The organism is Pseudomonas sp. LRF_L74 (assembly GCF_965644255.1).
Lineage (GTDB): Bacteria > Pseudomonadota > Gammaproteobacteria > Pseudomonadales > Pseudomonadaceae > Aquipseudomonas.
Genome location: NZ_CBFFRH010000001.1, coordinates 552,415 through 568,290, shown reverse-complemented (window position 1 = coordinate 568,290; position 15,876 = coordinate 552,415). Strand labels below are relative to the sequence as shown.

Sequence of the window (15,876 nt, the reverse complement as noted above, 5' to 3'; positions counted from 1 at the left end):
CTGGGGCTGCGATTCATCCATCGCGCAGCTGTCCGGCTGAACCGACCGGTCAAGCCGGGTACAATGGTGCTCTTTTGAGTGTCGGGAGAGTCGTGTGGATAAGTTCAAAGGTGCGCTGGTCGTCGGCTTCCTGCGACTGTTCGCCCTGCTGCCATGGTGGGCGGTGCGCGTGATCGGTACGACCATCGGCTGGCTGATGTGGAAGCTGCCGACCCGCGCGCGCGATGTGGTGCGCATCAACCTGTCCCACTGCTTTCCCGAATTGAGCGAAGGCGAGCGTGAGCGCCTGGTTGGCAAGAGCCTGGGCGACATCGGCAAGACCCTCACCGAGAGCGCCTGCGCCTGGGTCTGGCCGGCGGAGAAATCCCTGTCACGGGTACGCGAAGTCGAAGGCCTGGACGTGCTGCAGGCGGCGCTGGCCTCGGGCAAGGGGGTGGTCGGCATCACCAGCCACCTGGGCAACTGGGAAGTGCTCAACCACTTCTACTGCTCGCAATGCAAACCGATCATTTTCTACCGCCCGCCCAAGCTCAAGGCGGTGGACGAACTGCTGCGCAAGCAACGCGTGCAACTGGGCAACCGGGTCGCGCCGTCGACCAAGGAAGGCATTCTCAGTGTGATCAAGGAAGTCCGTCGTGGCGGTTCCGTGGGCATTCCCGCCGACCCGGAGCCGAGCGAGTCGGCCGGCCTGTTCGTGCCGTTTCTCGGCACCCAGGCGCTGACCAGCAAGTTCGTGCCGGGCATGCTCGCCGGGCACAAGGCGGTCGGCGTGTTCCTCCATGCGCTGCGCCTGGAAGACGGCTCGGGCTACAAGGTCATCCTCGAAGCCGCCCCGGAAGCGATGTACAGCACCGACACGGAAACCGCCGTCACCGCCATGAGCCAGGTGGTCGAGCGCTATATCCGCGCCTACCCGAGCCAATACATGTGGAGCATGAAACGCTTCAAACGCCGGCCGGCCGGTGAGGCGCGCTGGTATTGATCCCATGGCGTGGAGCCAGTACCGTCAGCACTTCCTACTGCAGTGGAAGCCCTGGGATGAACAAGCGTCTGCATGTGCGTAGCCCGATGAAGGTCCAACTGCGCATCGATCATCCGGTGCACGGCCAGGTGATGGTGACCACTCGCGATATTTCCGACACCGGCGTCTACATCCTGCTCGACGAAGCCAAGAACCTGCTGAAGGTCGATGAGATCGTCAGCGGCCAGGTCCAGGGCCTGCCCATCGAGGCTCCGATCCTGCGCATGGTGGTGGTGCGCACCGAGGCGATGGGCGTCGGGCTGCGCTTCATCGAGGCATAGGCCGACAACGCATTCGAGTCCGCTCATCACGTGGATCAAGGCGCGTAGCCAAGGTTTTGACCACCGACTCATGACTGCCAATAAGGACATTGCGATGCACCTGAACCCCTTCGAGAAAGCCGAGCTTCAGGCGCCCGCCGTCGCCTCGCGGCTGCCGATGTATTTCATGCTCGCGGCCCTCGGCACCAGCGTGCTGGGCTTCCTGATCAACCTGGCCACAGTCCATTTCAGCATGAGCGAGGAGGCCTTCGGCGGCTACCTGCAAGCCTTGCCATACCAGATCGTGCCGCTGGCCTGCGGCGCGGCGATGAGCATGCTCGGGGCCTTGTTGCTGTCGCGGTACTACCTCGAACGGCATGGCGTGGCGGGCTACCAGAACGGCGCTGCGGTGCTGGGCCTGTACGTCGTGCTGTTCGTCCTGCTGATGTTCGCCTGGGGTTACCTCAACGCGCAGATCATGGGCCAGGTCTACCGGATCATGCAGGAGCGCCACCTGGGCGCCAGCGGCACACTGGTATTCCTCGAACCGCTGGGCTGGCTGTACTTCGCCATGGTCAGCCTGTTGCCGGTGTGGCTGAGCCTGAAGCTGTTGCGGGGGCAGGCACGGCTCGATGCCTCCGCGCGCCTGGTCGCCCGCTGGGAGCCGGCCCTGGCGTGGGCGCTGTGCGTGGCCGTCATCTACCTGAAGCTGGCGTACCTGGTGCCGGGGATGATGATTTATGGCGAGGACCTGTGGCTGCCAGTCGCGGTGCTCGCCGGTGCGCTGCTGTATGCCGGGGTGACGTTTCTCGCTGTGTGGACGCGCCTGGCGCCGTGGCAGTCCGGCCTGCTGCCGGGCAAGCTGATACTCGCCTGCATCGTCGCCCTGCTGATGTGGCTGCTCATCGCGGTACTCGCTGGCCTGGGGCTGCTTTTCGCCCTTTATGCCGGCAGCGATCCCGTGCTGCCGGTGCTGCTCTATGGCCTGGTCATGCTGGCGCTGCTGTGGCTGGCGGTGCGCCTGAGCATGCGCTGGCTGTATCGGCCGCAGCTGGGCTGATACGCTTGCGCGCCGGCGATTTGCAGGGGCGTCTTCGGCAAGGGACAATTCGCGTCCCGATTGGCCGAGGCGCACCATGGATCAGCACACCCTTCTTTTCGATCTCGACGGCACCCTGACCGACCCGCGCGAGGGCATCACCCGCTCGATCCAGTTCGCCCTCGCCCGCCTGGGCATCGACGAGCCGGACCTGTGCCGCCTCGAACACTTCATCGGCCCGCCGCTGTTGCAAGCCTTCATGCAGTTCTACGGTTTCGACGAAGCCCGCGCCTGGGAGGCGGTGAACCACTACCGCGAGCGCTTCAAGACCACCGGCCTGTACGAGAACCTGTTGTTCGACGGCGTGCTGGAACTGCTCGAAGCGCTGGGCGCACAGGGCCGTACGCTGTACATCGCCACCTCCAAGCCGTCGGTATTCGCTCGCGAGATTGCCCGGCACTTCGCCTTCGACCGGCACTTCAAGGTCATCTACGGCAGCGAACTGGATGGCACGCGGACCAACAAGGTGGAACTGATCGCCCATTTGCTGGCCGAGGAACAGCTCGACCCGCGCCAGGCGCTGATGATCGGCGACCGCAAGCACGACCTGATCGGCGCCAAGCTGAACGGCCTGAAGTCAGTGGCGGTGGGCTATGGCTTCGGCAGCTACGAAGAATTGATGGCCGAGTCGCCTGATCATTACGTGGCGACGTTGGCCGAGCTAAGAGCGGCGTTGGACGCCTCGTAGGCTGAAACACGCTCCTGCGAGTCCCGTGAGCCGCCGTTAGGGTCTGTTGCCGTTTCGGCGCAAGCCGCGTTGTCGCGAGAAATAACCTAGGCGGCCCCACCCGCAGGGCCGGGCCCGTTTTTATACGATGCAGCGTTACTCTATGGCTCATTTAGCCCACTAAACTTCGCATCTCGCGCCTCGCCTCGTGTAAAAACTGGCTCCGGCGCGGTCGCGACGAAACGGCAACAGACCCTAGCCATTCTTCTGGTAGATGATCTTCTTCGTGCCATTGTCGCAAGTGCCGACCACCATGTTCGGGTCTTCGACCTCGGCGTTGGGCACGATCTCCAGGGTGTAGCTGGCCACGCCGGCGGCCTGGATCTTCACCTCGATTTCCTGCTTGAGTTCTTCGCAGTCCTTGGGCGCGGCCAGGGCGCCTGCGCTGAACAGGCCGGCCAGGCCGAGCAGGAGCAGTCGTTTCATTGTGTCGATTCCTTGGTCTGAGAACGGTCGGGCGCCAGCGCTTCGAGCGCCGCCTGGCGTTCGACCGGCCCGAGGCGGCCGAGTGCCTCGCAGCGCTGGAAGAAAGTCGGCCAGTCGCCATCCACTTCGCGGAACAGCGTAGCGAAGGCCGGCACCCATTTGTCATACAAGCCGAAAGGCAGCAGCCTGGCGTTGTTCAGCGAGCCGTTGATCCAGCCATCGTAGCGGCGATCGCCGCGCCACTGGCTGTCGCGCAAGGCACGATAGTCAGCCCGCAAGCGCTCGAACACTTCGACCTTTCCCCTGCGTTTCTGCGCATCGCCGAGCGGGCTTTGGTAGAGCCGCTCAAGACGCTCGCGGGTCGCGAGGATCAGTTCGGTGAACTGGCGGCGCTGGCGTTCATCGGCATCATCGTGCGGCGCCAGGCCACGGCTTTCGCGCCACTGCCGCAAGCCTTGCCGCTCGACGAAGCTGGCGTAGGACTCGTTGAACGCGGTGTCGTCCGGCACATACAGGCGCTGGTGCGCCAGTTCGTGGAAGATGGTCGAGTCGAGACGATCATCGTCCCAGCGCAGCATGCTGCCGAGGATCGGGTCATCGAACCAGCCGAGGGTCGAATAAGCCTCTACGCCGCCGATGTAGGTGTCCAGGCCTTGCCGCTGCATCAGCGCAGCTGTGCCACGCGCCCGCCCTTGCTGGTAGTAACCGCGATAGGCCACGCAGCCGGCGATGGGAAAGCAATGGGTGACCGGCTGCAACGACAGCTCCGGCGTGGCGAAGACATTCCACACCACGTAGGGGCGGTGCAGGTCGGCATACAGGCGATAGCTGCGATTGTCCGGCAAGGCCAGGGCATCGCTGGCGAAGCGCCTGGCTTCCTGGGCATGGGCCAGGCGTTGGCGCAGGCGCTCGTCTCGCGTGGAATCGGCCACCACAGCCTGCACCGGCTCGCGGGCCGCCAGTAGCTGCAACTGGCCGCGGCCAAGCTGGCTGTAGTAGTCGAGGCTGGCGCAACCGTTGAGCAGCACGGCCAGCAGCAAGGGAACCGAGCGCCTGGCGATGCGGTCGATCAAGGCTGTAAACGAGGACGTTGGCATGGTTGCCGAGACTATTGCATCGCCCTGTTCCACGCTACCGCTTGCGTGCCATCGAATGGAGTCTTTCATGCGCCGACTGTTGCTTTGCAGCCTGCCGTTCGCCCTGGGCGGCTGTTCCCTGATGCCCAGCCACGATCCGAGCCAGGCCTGGGTCGACCTTTCCAGCAAACTGGAGAAAGACAACCTGCAGGCGCTACGAGTAGACGCCAAACCGTTGGAGGACGACCGCTTCTTCCAGGTCTCGCCGGGCAAACATGAATTGCAGATGCGCTTCCAGTTCGCCGTCGATCCAAGCAACATAGGCCCGCAGAGCGAGGCCATGCCCCGCACCTGCCTGATGACCCTCGATTACGCTGAGTTCAGCGCCGGCGAGCGCTACCGCCTCGAAGCCGGTAGCTATGGCTTCCGCCCCTGGGTGCAACTCTACGACGAGCGCGGCCAGCGTGTAGCGAAGGCCAAAGAGGGTCGCTGCGGCGAGGTTTGATTATTGGAGACCCGGTATGCGTCACCTGCTGATCCTTGCACTGCTGACGCTGAGCGCCTGCGCAACGACGCCGGTTCCCATCCATGATCCGAAGATGGCCTGGGTCGATTTGCGCGGCGGGTCGCCGGGTGACTCGTTCCTGGCGGATCGGCTGGATCGCCAACGCCTGAGCGACGGTCGTTATTTCCAGATGACGCCGGGCAGCCACGAGCTTGAAGCGCGTTATCGCTTCGAGCGGCCGGCAATGGGCAACCCGATGAGCACCGATAGCACAGAGATCACCTGCGTGGTGCGGGTGCGCTATGCCAGCTTCGAGGCGGGCAAACGCTATCGCCTGGAGGCGCGGCCATTGCCTGGCGGCGCCCAGGCCTGGTTCTATGGGAATGGGCGCGAGCCATTGGCGCGTGGTGAAGTGCTGAGGTGTGGGCCTGTATAGAAATACGGCCGGTTCAGCCGCATCCAGAGAGCGTCAGTTCTCCAGTGTCGCATCCAGGGTGATTTCCGCCTTGAGCAGCTTGGATACCGGGCAGCCCGTCTTGGCCGCGTCCACCGCCTGTTCGAACTTGTCGCGGTCGGCACCGGGAATCTTCGCCTTCAGCGACAGGTGTACAGCCGTGATGGTGAAGCCGCCATCGCCTTTTTCCAGGCTCACTTCGGCCTTGGTATCGATGCTTTCGGCGGTCAGGCCGACTTCGCCCAGTTGCAGCGACAGCGCCATGGAAAAGCAGCCGGCATGGGCGGCGCCGATCAGTTCTTCAGGGTTGGTGCCAGCCTGGCCTTCGAAACGGGTGTTGAAGCCATAGGGCGTGTCGTACAGCGCGCCGCTCTGGGTGGAGATGCTGCCTTTGCCGTCCTTGATGCCGCCCGCCCAGTGAGCGGATGCCGTCTTCTTGATCGCCATGGAAAGTCTCCTTGCGTGCAGTGGGAGGCCCCTGCGTCGAAGGGCCCGAGTGTCTAGTTGAGAGGCATGCCTGGCGCTACAAGTTCGACCTGTTATCGCAACCCGGCGAGAATATCGAAGGCGCGCAGGCGGTCCGCCGATTCGTAGACGTCGCAGGTGAAGATCAGCTCATCGACACCGGTCTGCTCCAGCAGGATGTCCAGGCGCGCGCGGATCTTGTCCGGTCCGCCGATCACCGCCAGGCCGAGGAAATCGCCGACCGCCTGCTGCTCATGCGGCAACCAGCGACCGACCATGGACTCCACCGGCGGCTGCAGGCGCAGGCTCTCGCCACGCATCAGGTTGAGTACGCGCTGGAATACGCTGGTGGCCAGGTAGTCGGCTTCCTCGTCGGTAGGCGCCGCCACCAGCGGCACGCCGGCCATCACGTAGGGTTTGTCGAGCACGGCGGAGGGCTGGAAGTTGTCGCGGTAGATGCGGATCGCCTGGTGCAGGTAGCGCGGCGCGAAGTGCGAGGCGAAGGCATAGGGCAGACCTTCCTGGGCGGCCAGTTGGGCGCTGAACAGGCTGGAGCCGAGCAGCCAGATCGGCACGTTGCTGTCGATGCCAGGCATGGCGATGACCTGCTGGCCGGGCTGGCGCGGGCCAAGCAGTTGGCGCAGCTCTTCCACGTCCTGAGGAAAATCGTCGGCGCTGCCCAGGCGGTCGCGACGCAGGGCGCGGGCGGTCTGGTGGTCGGCACCGGGCGCGCGACCCAGGCCCAGCTCGATACGGCCGGGATAAAGCGTGGCCAGCGTGCCGAACTGCTCGGCGATCACCAGTGGCGCATGGTTCGGCAACATGATGCCGCCCGAGCCGAGGCGCAGGCGCTCGGTGTTGGCGGCCAGGTAGCCAAGCAACACTGCCGTGGCCGAACTGGCGATGCCATCCATGTTGTGGTGTTCGGCCACCCAGAAACGGCTGAAGCCCAGGTGCTCGACATGACGCGCGAGGGCCAGGGAATTGTGCAGGGCCTGGGCCGGGCTGCCGTCGTCGCGGATAGGCGCGAGATCGAGCACGGAAAAGGCGGTATCGGTCAGACGGGACATGCAACCTCCGATGCTTGACCGCTGAGAGAAGTCTCGGCGATGGGCAGGCGATGACTATATCGCTTTTTTACGATATATGCTCGACGTCCGTCGATTGCAAATCCGCCTCGATAAAAAACTGCCGGGAGCCATTCTTGACGTCGCTTGCGACGGCCCGGAGGGTGCAGGCCACAAAAAAGCCGGCTTGTGCCGGCTTCGTCCGCAGCGTTCGGTTAGCCGCGCTGATAGACGATTTCCTTGGTGCCCGCTTCGCAGGAGCCAACGACCTTCTTGTCGCCGCCAGCGCCTTTTTCCACGATATCCAGGGTGTAGGACGGTACGTTGTTGGCCTTGATCTTGGCATCGATCTCCGCCTTCAGCTCTTCACAGGGTTTGCCGGCGGCGAAAGCCGAACCGGCCATGACGAACAGGGAAACTGCCAGAATCGCTTGTTTCATGGTTGACGCTCCTTGGGATGACTCGACAGGGCCGGCAGGCCCTTGATTTGGGTACGCGCGGTCCACTGCCACGTACCCGCTGCACAACGCTGCGCTGGAAAAGCTACAGATCAGCTGTCACTGAGGCGAAAGCCCACCTTCAGGGTGACCTGATAGTGGCCGACCTTGCCATTGACTATATGGCCACGGGTCTCTGTCACCTCGAACCACTCCAGCAGTTGCAGTGATTTGGACGCCTCGGCCAGCGCATTGTTGATCGCGTCCTCGATGCTGTTCTTCGAGGAACCGACGATTTCCACTTTTTTGTAGGTGTGATGATCGGACATTGCAAATCTCCTTGGTCTTGGCAGGCCGTCAAGACTTGAGTCCAGTGTCATGCAGGAATAGTTCAGATTAGCTGCACTTCCACCGCGCGCCGCAGTCGGACTCTTTACATCCCACCGGTAAAGGAGGCGCCGATATGGCCATCTTCACGCGCAACAACGAGAAAAAAGCCCTGCACAGCATCGAGACCGAGATCGAACACCTGATCCAGAGCCTCGACACGCTCAAGAGCGAAGTGGGCGAGGAGTCGCAGAAATCGCTGAAAAGCCTGCGCGGCAGCGCCGAACGCGCCCTGGGCCATTCGCGCCAACTGCTCGGCACGGCCTATGAGGAAGTGAAGGAAAAGACCGTACGCGCCGGCATCGCCACCCGCGACTACAGCCGTGAGCACCCGGTGGCATCCGCCAGCATCGGCCTGGGCGTCGTCGCCCTGATCGGTTACCTGATCTACCGCAATCGCGAATGATCTAGCGATATTCAAACCGTAGGAGCGCATGGCGCGCTCCTACAGGTGCAGGCCTACAGCTCGATGACCACCTGATACGGCGCAAAATCCTGCATGTGTCCCGTTGCCAGCAACTGCGCTATCCACGGTCCAAGCAAATCCTGACGACCATCGAGCATCCTGCTCGGGCCCCAATCAGCGGGCGCTGCCTGGAAATACCGTTGATGGTCACTGACCTGTTCAAGAATGCGCCGGTCCTGGCGCAGGATCACACTGAATAGACGGCGCAACGCTATCCGTTTCACCCAGGCAGGCAACTTGCCCCGTGCCGTGGCGATACGGGCGAACACCTGCAACTCGCCATCGGCCATGGGCGTGAGCCAGGCGCTGACCAGTAGATTGAGCCCGCCTGCACGGTTGCGGTATTCGATCTCAGCCAGGCCGGGCAAGCGAAAGCGCCCGAAACTCAGCCCGCGATTGCCCTCGAACAAACGCGAAATCAGCCCTGACTGTTTGCCTTCCTCGCTGTAGCGGGCCTGCACGCCATCCTCCAGCGCTTGCACCTCGGCGAGGATCATCTGGCGTTGAGTGTCGCGGCGAATCCAGCCGGCATGCACGAAGTGTGTGTGGAAACCATCGAGGAAGTTTTCCGCGGCCTCCTGCAATCCGCAGCGCACAGTGCTGGTCATCCAGAAGGCATCGCAGTCTTCCACCTGTGCCGACCCGACCGGAGCGCCAGCGGCATCGCGGCTGACCCAGATCAGCCCGTGCTCTTCGCGGCAGGCCAACCCGTGCAGCAGGCTCTTTGCGCCCGCGCCCTCGTTACTGCCCGGTACGCGAACGCAGCGCCCCAGACCATCGAAGCGCCAACCGTGGTACGGGCATTCCACCTGACCATCACGCACACGCCCGGCGCTGAGCGGCGCGAAGCGATGCGGGCAGCGATCCGGTAACGCAGCCGGGGCGCCATTCGCCTGACGAAACAGCACCACGGGCAGACCATGAGGTGTCCGTCCCAAGGGACGGTCTCGTTTCAGCTCATGCGCCAGCGCCACCGGCCACCAGCCCTTCATAGCTTGAGCGTTCTCATCAAGGGCACGCCTATGCCATGCAGCAGCGTCGCCAGCACCCGCCAGACCAGCCGCCGCGCCCAGCCCAGGTGAGCGACGTAGACCAGGCTGTATTCGATCTGCGCCTCGCCGCCGCGCAAGCGTTTGAAGCCAGCCGCGCCGGAGCTGAAGTTGAGCAGCACGCGACGCCTGGCCGCCTCCTGCAAACACAGTTGGGTCAGTTGCCGATAAAGCCCGGCACGCTGCGGCAGCGCAGTGTCGTAGCCGACCAGCGGGGCACTGATGATCTGCGCGTTGGCGAACCAGCCGACCACGCCGTCGATCCGCCCTTCGTCCGTGCGTAGCACACGCAGTTGCAGCCAGCCATCGCGCTGGCCACGGCGTATCCATTCGGCGCTGTAGTGCGGGTTGAGCACGCAGTATTTGTCCAGGTAGAGCAGGTTGTAGAGCTGCTCCAGGCGCTGGAAATCGGCGTCTTCCAGGTCATCGCCCGTTACCACCTGGTAAGGGCTGCGGCGCAGCAGGATCGCATCCATGCGGGAGTTATGCCGCCGACGGAAAGCCGCACGCTCACCTTCGCGGCCATCGAACAGATAGACCTGGCGACTGGGAATGGCCAGGTAGCCGAGATCGAGCAGGCGGTCGATCAGCTCGGCATTGCTGTGGCGGTTCAACGAGCGCAGGCACAGTACGTGATCGGGAAAGCGCTGGCGCAGCGATGCCGTCATCTCTTCGAGCTGCTCGCCCGGCCAGTCAGCGGGGTACAGATTGGTCGACAGCAGCCAGTTGTTGATCTGGACGATACGGTCTATCCGCGCGCAACGCAGCAAGGCACTGACCGCGCTGATCAGCCGATGCAGCGGCCAAGCTAGCAGGGGGCGGTCCAGGCGGCGCAGTTCCTCGTCAGCGTAGCCGGTATAGGCAGTCAACGGCGACACCACATAGCAATTGTCGGCGCGCTCGCCACCGTCGTTGATGCTGACCGGCACCTGCTGGCCGGCGCAATCGAGCACGGCCATGCGCGTGCTGACATTGCCGATGAGGGCTGGCGCCGCGCAGACATAACGAGCAGCCAGGCTGTCACCGACGAGTGCATCCTCGATCAGTCTCACAGCGGTTGCCCGTTCCACTCGATGTCGGCGGTCGACGCGGCGAGCAGGCCACACCGGCGGCTCAGGGCGCGACCAACGATCTCACCGACACCCGGCAATTGCGCCAACAGCGGCAGCAGGTCGCCATCGCGTACCACCACATCGCGTGCCCCGGCGAAGTCACGCCAGAACTGGCGCCGCAAACCGTGGCGCGGCGCGCCGAACAGCAACATGGCCAGGCTGACCTGGCGCGCATCCGCACTGGCCAGTAACGGCGCTTGCTGCTGTTCGATAGCCGCAACCAACTGCGGCCCTTGGTCATCGAACAGATGCACGCCGCTGGTTGCACGCGGGTTGCATTCAAGGACATGGAAACGCCCTTCGTTGTCCTCGATGAAATCGAAACCGACCTGGCCGCTGTAGCCAGTCTCGGCGCCAAATCGTTCGACGAACCAGCGAATGGCCGCTGGCGCGGTGACTTCGAAATGAATGCCGGAGCCGCGTCCCACCCGGTATTTCGGGTGATAGCTGGCGTGGGCACGCAACTGGCCGTCGATCAGCAGGCTGAAGCTGCAATGCTCGCGACCGGGAACGAAGCGTTGGGCCACCCAAGGTGCACTCGTAGTGGGCTGGATCGCGGCGAGCCGGTCCGCAGCCGGGCGAATCAGGGTCTGCGAGGCGAAGCGTGAATACGCCGGTTTGAACACCCAGTCAGCCGACTGTCGCTGCCACGGACGCAGCTCGTCGGGCGTGGTGATCACATGCGTCTGTGGCGCTGCGACCTCCCAACCTTCGGTCATCGCCGCGAAATCGCCCTTGTGATGCAGACGGTGCAGCAACTCGAACGGGCTGGTCAGCACCCGACACAGCGCGTTCAGGCGCGGCAGGCCATGGGCCAGGTAGAAGACCTCCTCGCAGGTCGGCAGGATCAGGTCGATGCCACGCGCCGTGACCGCCGCGATCAGTGCATCGACCCACGCATTGGCGTCCTCTCGCGGCTCCGGCAAACGCAGGAAGTGATCGGTGCTGCGGCTGGAGCGCGCCAGCGGCCAGGCCAGGGAGTCGGCGACGGTCACCGTCCAGCCAGCCCCGTGGAAAGCGCGCGCCCATTCCAGACAGGCCGGCGCGCGGGCACCGAGGATCAGGACGTGCATGGGCGGCTCTCCACATGTAGGCGCCGACGCTTGGCCGTCGGCGGTGGTGCTTGCCAGTCGCCGAAGACCAGCTCGGGCGCATGCAAGCCCAAATGCTGGCAATGGCTGGCGATGGCCTCGGCCAATGCGCGCTCGACACTTTCACGCTCGCCCTGGACCCGCAGGGTGATGTGCCAGGTCAGGCCGCGCTGGACAATGGCGTATTCGCGCAACGCCTCGCCGACCATCAGCACGGCTCGACGCAGCGGGTCAGGATACAGCGGCTGCAACTCGTCGCTATCCAGTGCCGGCATCCACAGCACATCGTCGGCACGTCCTTCGACAGCGGCAATCGCACGCTCCGGATTACCGCACACACAGGGCCCGGCGACGCGCAGTACGTCATTGAGGCGATAGCGCACGATGGTCTGGGTGGTCCGCGAAAAGTCAGTGACGACCGGGCTGAAGCGGGTCTGCTCGGCGTCCAGCCACTCGGGTTCGATATACAGGTGGCGCTCATTGAGGTGCAAAGTGCCGGCCGGACAGGTGGCCCCGAGAAAACCTTCGCTGGCCTGGTAGATCTGCGCCGGACGCTGGCCAAAGGCACGTTCCACGGCAGCGGCATCGCCGTCTTCCAGCACCTCGGCGACCGAGATGATATGGGCCGGGCGGATCGTCAATTGCCCATCGAGAACGGCCTGGGCCAGGCCGCGCAAGACCGTGGCCGGCGCCACCAGCACGTCGGGTTGCTGCTGTTGCAGACGTGGCAACGCGGGGCTCAAGCCATCGATCAAGTCATGGAAGACGAAGTCGATGCGCCGGCTGTTCAGGGTCGTGTACAGCTTGCTGTTGGCGCGCAGAAAGAAGGCGATGCGCAGGGGCGCGCGCCACGGCAGAAGCAGGCGTGGCAACAGGTGATCAGGCAAGGTCCGCGCGAGCAGGATGCCGGCCCAGCGCCGTCGCTCGGCGGCACTGACCAGGAATACGCCGCGCTGCCCCGAGGTACCGCTGGACAGGCCGACGGCCAGATCGCCCAGGGTCGGGCTGAAATCCCGCGATGACTCGGCACGCAGAGCCACGCCCAAGGCATCCTCAAGCTGAATGCCACGGGTGTTGTGGGCGCTGAAATCGCCCATCAGACGGGCCTTGTCCATGGTCGGCAAATCCGCCAGCCCGGCGTTTGCAGGCAGATCGGCGAAGCGCGCGGCGCGTGGCAATACCCGCTTCAGATAACGAGCGAGATGACGCTGCTGATGGGCCTGCAACTGTGCACGGTCACGCGGACGCAGCAGCCAGCGGGCATGGATGAAATGGGCCGCGATGATCAACCTATCGAGCACGGAAGGCCTCCCACGACGGGATGCAATGGGAAGGCAGCACGGCGATATCCGGTTCTCGGCGCACCAGTTCGCCGAGGGCTGCGAAGGTCTGCCGGTACTGCGCGGCATCGTGGATCGCCAGCCACAGGGTCAACGCCGGCGGCAGGCGTCCGTCCCGGCAGGCCGGCAGCGACCAGCAGGCATCGCCGATGAGGAAGGCCGGGCCGCCATCGGCATCCGGCAGCAGCAGGCCGAGATGACCGGCACTGTGGCCCGGCAGAGGGACGCCGATCACGCTGCCGTCGCCGAACAGGTCCAGCCCCTGATGCAGCGGGGCCATCCAGGCCGGCAATTGGCACGGTGCAGCGGTGTCTGCCGCACTCAACCGGCTGGCGAAGTCATCTGGCAACAGCGCCGGCAGGTGGCCGCTGAGGCTGGCGCGCCAGGGTTTGTCGCGCAGGTTCGCGATCTGCCGGGTATCGGCGTCGAGGGCGATGAACCGCGCGTTGGGGAAGTCACGCAGGCCAGACACGTGATCGCCATGGTAGTGGGAGACGATGACCGTACCGATGTCCTCACGGCGGATGCCCTGCTCGGCCAATTGCGCGCCCAACTGATCGGCAGCCGGCAGTTGGATCGGCACGGCGGCGCGATAGATCCGCTGCGGCAGGCGTTCGGTAGCGTGGAAGAAATGCTCGGCATAACCGGTGTCGTAGAGCATCCAGCCACGAGTCGGATGGCGAATCAACCCGCACAAGGCCGGGAATTGCTTGGCCTTGAAGCGCCCGCCACGGTCGGCCATGCATTCCAGATGGGTGCACCAGCCGGCACGCAGCAGTTGCAGAGTGACGGTGGTCATGGTCGATCTCCCTGTTCGCGCCACCAATGGGCGTGGCGTTGAATCCCTTCGTCGACGCCAACTGCGGGCTGGTAACCCAACTCACTGCGGATGGCATGCAGATCGAGGGTCTGGCTGAAGGCGAGCACGCCGGCGCCATAACGGGTCAACAGCGGCTCGCCGGCGCCACGCAGGCGAGCGATACCTTCCAGGCCACGGGCCAGGGCGTCGACCAGCGGCCAGGGCAGGCGTCGGGTACGCAGTTCGAGGTCGAAGGCTTCGGCGATCTTATGCAACAGGTCTTCGAGGACGACCGGCTCGCCATTACTGACGTTGTACGTGCATAACGGACGGGGCAATGGCTGGGTCAGCGCCAACCACACGGCATCGACCAGGTTATCCACACAGGTCAGGTCGAGTTGGGCGCGGCCACCGCGCATCAGTGGAATCGGCCCACGGCGCATGACCCGCAGCAGGCGCGGCATCAAGGTCGCGTCCCAGGGGCCGAACACTGCACGTGGTCGTAACATCACCGCCGCTGGCAGACCCGCCTGGACGATACGCTGCTCCGCTTCACCCTTGGTTAGCGCGTAATCATTGATCGGCGGCGGCAGCGGCTGGTCTTCGAGCACTCCCAGCCGATCACGAAAAGCGAAATACAGGCTCGGCGTCGAGAGATGCACCAGCCGGGCAATGCCATTGCGCTGGCAGGCCTGGATCACCTGCTCGGTAGACACGACATTGGCAGTATGGAAAGCCGCTGGCGTGCCCCAGGGCGACGACAACGCCGCGCAATGGACGATGACATCCGCCCCCTGGCTGGCTTGTTGCAACCGCTCGGCCGCATCCGCCTGGGCGTGATCCAACGGCAGCCAGGTCAGCGCTGCAGGGCTGTGCGCGATCACCTCGGCAGCCGCCGTTTGGCTGCGACCGCTGAAGATAACCTGACAACCGCTGCCCGCCAGGCGCCAGGCGATATGCCGGCCGACGAAGCCGGTACCACCCGTGACCAGGACTCGCATCAGTAGTCCAGCACCAGGCCGCCCAATGACAGGCCAGCACCGGTGCCGATCAGCAACAGGCGTTGGCCCCGCTGGATGCGCCCATCATGGATGGCGATGTCCAGCGCCGTGGGCAACGAAGCGGCGATCTGGTTGCCATGTTCGGCGAAGATGTCGATGACTCGCTCCTCGGCGAAGCCCAAGCGTCGGCGCATATGCTCAAGGCCCAGGTGGCTGGCCTGATGCGGCACCACCCAGTCGATACGCTCGCGCGGTGTGTTGGCCTGGGCCAACAGATCATCGAGAAAACCTGGCAGGTGCTTGGCTGCCAGGCGAAACACCCCAGGGCCGTTCATGGCGAAGCGGGTCAACGGCTCGAAGTCCTGCTCTTGCAGGCGCTGCGGGTGGAAACGCGAGCCGCCGGCAGGGATCTGGCACAGCTCGGCACCGCTGGAGTACGTGCGCAGATCGGCTGCCAGCAGCCTGGAGCCGCCGTTTTCGGCGGGGCCGATCACCACAGCGGCCGCGCCGTCGCCAAAGATCGCGCTGCTTTCCAACTGGCTCCAGTCGAGGCCACAAGAGGCGATATCGGCACAGACCAGCAGTACCCGGCGATAACGCCCGGCAGCGATGGGCCAGGACAGCAGATCGAGCGCCGCGATGAAACTCAGGCAACTGCTGTTGATATCCATGGCTTGCACGCCGGAATCGCCGAGCCCCAACTCACGGTGAATCAGCGCGGCATTGCACGGCATGCCCTGGTCGGCCGTACCGCTGGCCGCCACCACGCAGTCGATCTCGTCGAGGCTCAAGCCGGCAGCCACCAGGGCCTGATGCGCGGCACGGGCGCCAAGGCGGGCAGCGTTTTCCTCAGGGCCGGCAACCGGGCGGCTACGCACACCACCGATGCGTTGCACCGTGCCGGGCTCCAGGTCCAGGCGCTGATCCAGTTCGCGGCTGCTGACAGGGTTGGCGGGTAAGGCATGGCCCGTACCGAGCAAGCGGATGGGACGGTAGGGAAGGGGCGAAGGCATATCAGTTCCGTTGAATATCTTGCGTGCGGTACATGGCCGTGGCGTTTTTCAAGAGGCGCAAGGCTACCGCGTCCGAGACCA

20 protein-coding genes are annotated in these 15,876 nt (G+C 64.5%); 7 read left to right on the top strand and 13 right to left on the bottom strand.

Annotated features, from left to right (window positions below):
* The first annotated feature begins 94 nt into the window (after positions 1 to 94).
* The 4 genes from ACSZPK_RS02680 to ACSZPK_RS02665 all read left to right on the top strand — a co-directional run bounded on the left by ACSZPK_RS02680 (position 95) and on the right by ACSZPK_RS02665 (position 3,068).
* Entirely contained in the window at positions 95 to 982 is an 888-nt protein-coding gene (locus tag ACSZPK_RS02680) for a lysophospholipid acyltransferase (protein WP_437879841.1), read from the top strand.
* Between the two features lie 56 nt (positions 983 to 1,038).
* Positions 1,039 to 1,302: a PilZ domain-containing protein gene (locus ACSZPK_RS02675; protein ID WP_437879840.1), complete on the top strand. Its 264-nt coding sequence runs from the start codon at positions 1,039 to 1,041 to the stop codon at positions 1,300 to 1,302.
* A 94-nt stretch (positions 1,303 to 1,396) separates the two neighbouring features.
* On the top strand, positions 1,397 to 2,341 hold the full coding sequence (locus ACSZPK_RS02670; RefSeq protein WP_437879839.1) for a hypothetical protein: 945 nt from the start codon (positions 1,397 to 1,399) through the stop codon (positions 2,339 to 2,341).
* 76 nt (positions 2,342 to 2,417) lie between these two features.
* Entirely contained in the window at positions 2,418 to 3,068 is a 651-nt protein-coding gene (locus ACSZPK_RS02665) for an HAD family hydrolase (RefSeq protein WP_437879838.1), read from the top strand.
* A gap of 234 nt (positions 3,069 to 3,302) precedes the next feature.
* Here ACSZPK_RS02665 and ACSZPK_RS02660 read toward each other — a convergent pair whose 3' ends face one another.
* Both ACSZPK_RS02660 and ACSZPK_RS02655 read right to left on the bottom strand, forming a co-directional pair.
* Complete coding sequence (locus ACSZPK_RS02660; RefSeq protein WP_437879837.1) at positions 3,303 to 3,533, bottom strand: DUF1161 domain-containing protein; 231 nt, start codon at positions 3,531 to 3,533, stop codon at positions 3,303 to 3,305.
* Positions 3,530 to 4,630, bottom strand: coding sequence for an aminopeptidase (locus ACSZPK_RS02655; RefSeq protein ID WP_437879836.1), 1,101 nt, complete (start codon positions 4,628 to 4,630; stop codon positions 3,530 to 3,532). Before ACSZPK_RS02655 ends, ACSZPK_RS02660 begins: the two co-directional genes overlap by 4 nt.
* A 67-nt stretch (positions 4,631 to 4,697) precedes the next feature.
* Here ACSZPK_RS02655 and ACSZPK_RS02650 point away from each other — a divergent pair, with 67 nt between their 5' ends.
* Both ACSZPK_RS02650 and ACSZPK_RS02645 read left to right on the top strand, forming a co-directional pair.
* A complete protein-coding gene (locus ACSZPK_RS02650) occupies positions 4,698 to 5,114 on the top strand; it encodes a hypothetical protein (RefSeq protein ID WP_437879835.1) in 417 nt (138 codons plus the stop codon).
* A gap of 16 nt (positions 5,115 to 5,130) precedes the next feature.
* Positions 5,131 to 5,550 (top strand): hypothetical protein, encoded by a 420-nt coding sequence (locus tag ACSZPK_RS02645; RefSeq protein ID WP_437879834.1) that lies wholly within the window; start codon positions 5,131 to 5,133, stop codon positions 5,548 to 5,550.
* A 33-nt stretch (positions 5,551 to 5,583) separates the two neighbouring features.
* Here the strand turns inward: ACSZPK_RS02645 and ACSZPK_RS02640 are convergent, their stop codons facing one another.
* From ACSZPK_RS02640 to ACSZPK_RS02625, 4 genes are all read right to left on the bottom strand, one after another.
* A complete protein-coding gene (locus tag ACSZPK_RS02640; RefSeq protein ID WP_437880271.1) occupies positions 5,584 to 6,009 on the bottom strand; it encodes an OsmC family protein in 426 nt (141 codons plus the stop codon).
* 98 nt (positions 6,010 to 6,107) lie between these two features.
* On the bottom strand, positions 6,108 to 7,103 hold the full coding sequence (locus ACSZPK_RS02635; RefSeq protein WP_437879833.1) for an LLM class flavin-dependent oxidoreductase: 996 nt from the start codon (positions 7,101 to 7,103) through the stop codon (positions 6,108 to 6,110).
* Positions 7,104 to 7,315: 212 nt separating this feature from the next.
* Positions 7,316 to 7,540 (bottom strand): DUF1161 domain-containing protein, encoded by a 225-nt coding sequence (locus tag ACSZPK_RS02630; RefSeq protein WP_437879832.1) that lies wholly within the window; start codon positions 7,538 to 7,540, stop codon positions 7,316 to 7,318.
* Positions 7,541 to 7,650: 110 nt separating this feature from the next.
* Positions 7,651 to 7,866, bottom strand: coding sequence for a dodecin (locus ACSZPK_RS02625; protein WP_437879831.1), 216 nt, complete (start codon positions 7,864 to 7,866; stop codon positions 7,651 to 7,653).
* Between the two features lie 134 nt (positions 7,867 to 8,000).
* Between ACSZPK_RS02625 and ACSZPK_RS02620 the strand changes: the two genes are divergently transcribed.
* Positions 8,001 to 8,330 (top strand): DUF883 family protein, encoded by a 330-nt coding sequence (locus tag ACSZPK_RS02620; RefSeq protein WP_437879830.1) that lies wholly within the window; start codon positions 8,001 to 8,003, stop codon positions 8,328 to 8,330.
* 53 nt (positions 8,331 to 8,383) lie between these two features.
* On the opposite strand, the gene ACSZPK_RS02615 is transcribed toward ACSZPK_RS02620, so the two are convergent.
* The 7 genes from ACSZPK_RS02615 to ACSZPK_RS02585 are packed head-to-tail and all read right to left on the bottom strand — an operon-like array spanning position 8,384 to position 15,795.
* Positions 8,384 to 9,382, bottom strand: coding sequence for a Rieske 2Fe-2S domain-containing protein (locus ACSZPK_RS02615; protein ID WP_437879829.1), 999 nt, complete (start codon positions 9,380 to 9,382; stop codon positions 8,384 to 8,386).
* On the bottom strand, positions 9,379 to 10,491 hold the full coding sequence (locus ACSZPK_RS02610) for a hypothetical protein (protein ID WP_437879828.1): 1,113 nt from the start codon (positions 10,489 to 10,491) through the stop codon (positions 9,379 to 9,381). The genes ACSZPK_RS02615 and ACSZPK_RS02610 overlap by 4 nt, the downstream gene beginning before the upstream one ends.
* Positions 10,488 to 11,624: an ATP-grasp domain-containing protein gene (locus ACSZPK_RS02605; protein ID WP_437879827.1), complete on the bottom strand. Its 1,137-nt coding sequence runs from the start codon at positions 11,622 to 11,624 to the stop codon at positions 10,488 to 10,490. Before ACSZPK_RS02605 ends, ACSZPK_RS02610 begins: the two co-directional genes overlap by 4 nt.
* Positions 11,612 to 12,943, bottom strand: coding sequence for a F390 synthetase-related protein (locus ACSZPK_RS02600; protein WP_437879826.1), 1,332 nt, complete (start codon positions 12,941 to 12,943; stop codon positions 11,612 to 11,614). The genes ACSZPK_RS02605 and ACSZPK_RS02600 overlap by 13 nt, the downstream gene beginning before the upstream one ends.
* Entirely contained in the window at positions 12,933 to 13,781 is an 849-nt protein-coding gene (locus ACSZPK_RS02595; RefSeq protein ID WP_437879825.1) for an MBL fold metallo-hydrolase, read from the bottom strand. Before ACSZPK_RS02595 ends, ACSZPK_RS02600 begins: the two co-directional genes overlap by 11 nt.
* Positions 13,778 to 14,782: an NAD-dependent epimerase/dehydratase family protein gene (locus tag ACSZPK_RS02590; RefSeq protein ID WP_437879824.1), complete on the bottom strand. Its 1,005-nt coding sequence runs from the start codon at positions 14,780 to 14,782 to the stop codon at positions 13,778 to 13,780. Before ACSZPK_RS02590 ends, ACSZPK_RS02595 begins: the two co-directional genes overlap by 4 nt.
* The gene (locus ACSZPK_RS02585) at positions 14,782 to 15,795 is read right to left on the bottom strand and encodes a 3-oxoacyl-[acyl-carrier-protein] synthase III C-terminal domain-containing protein (RefSeq protein WP_437879823.1); all 1,014 of its coding nucleotides are present in this window, start codon (positions 15,793 to 15,795) and stop codon (positions 14,782 to 14,784) included. Before ACSZPK_RS02585 ends, ACSZPK_RS02590 begins: the two co-directional genes overlap by 1 nt.
* Positions 15,796 to 15,876 lie beyond the last annotated feature (81 nt).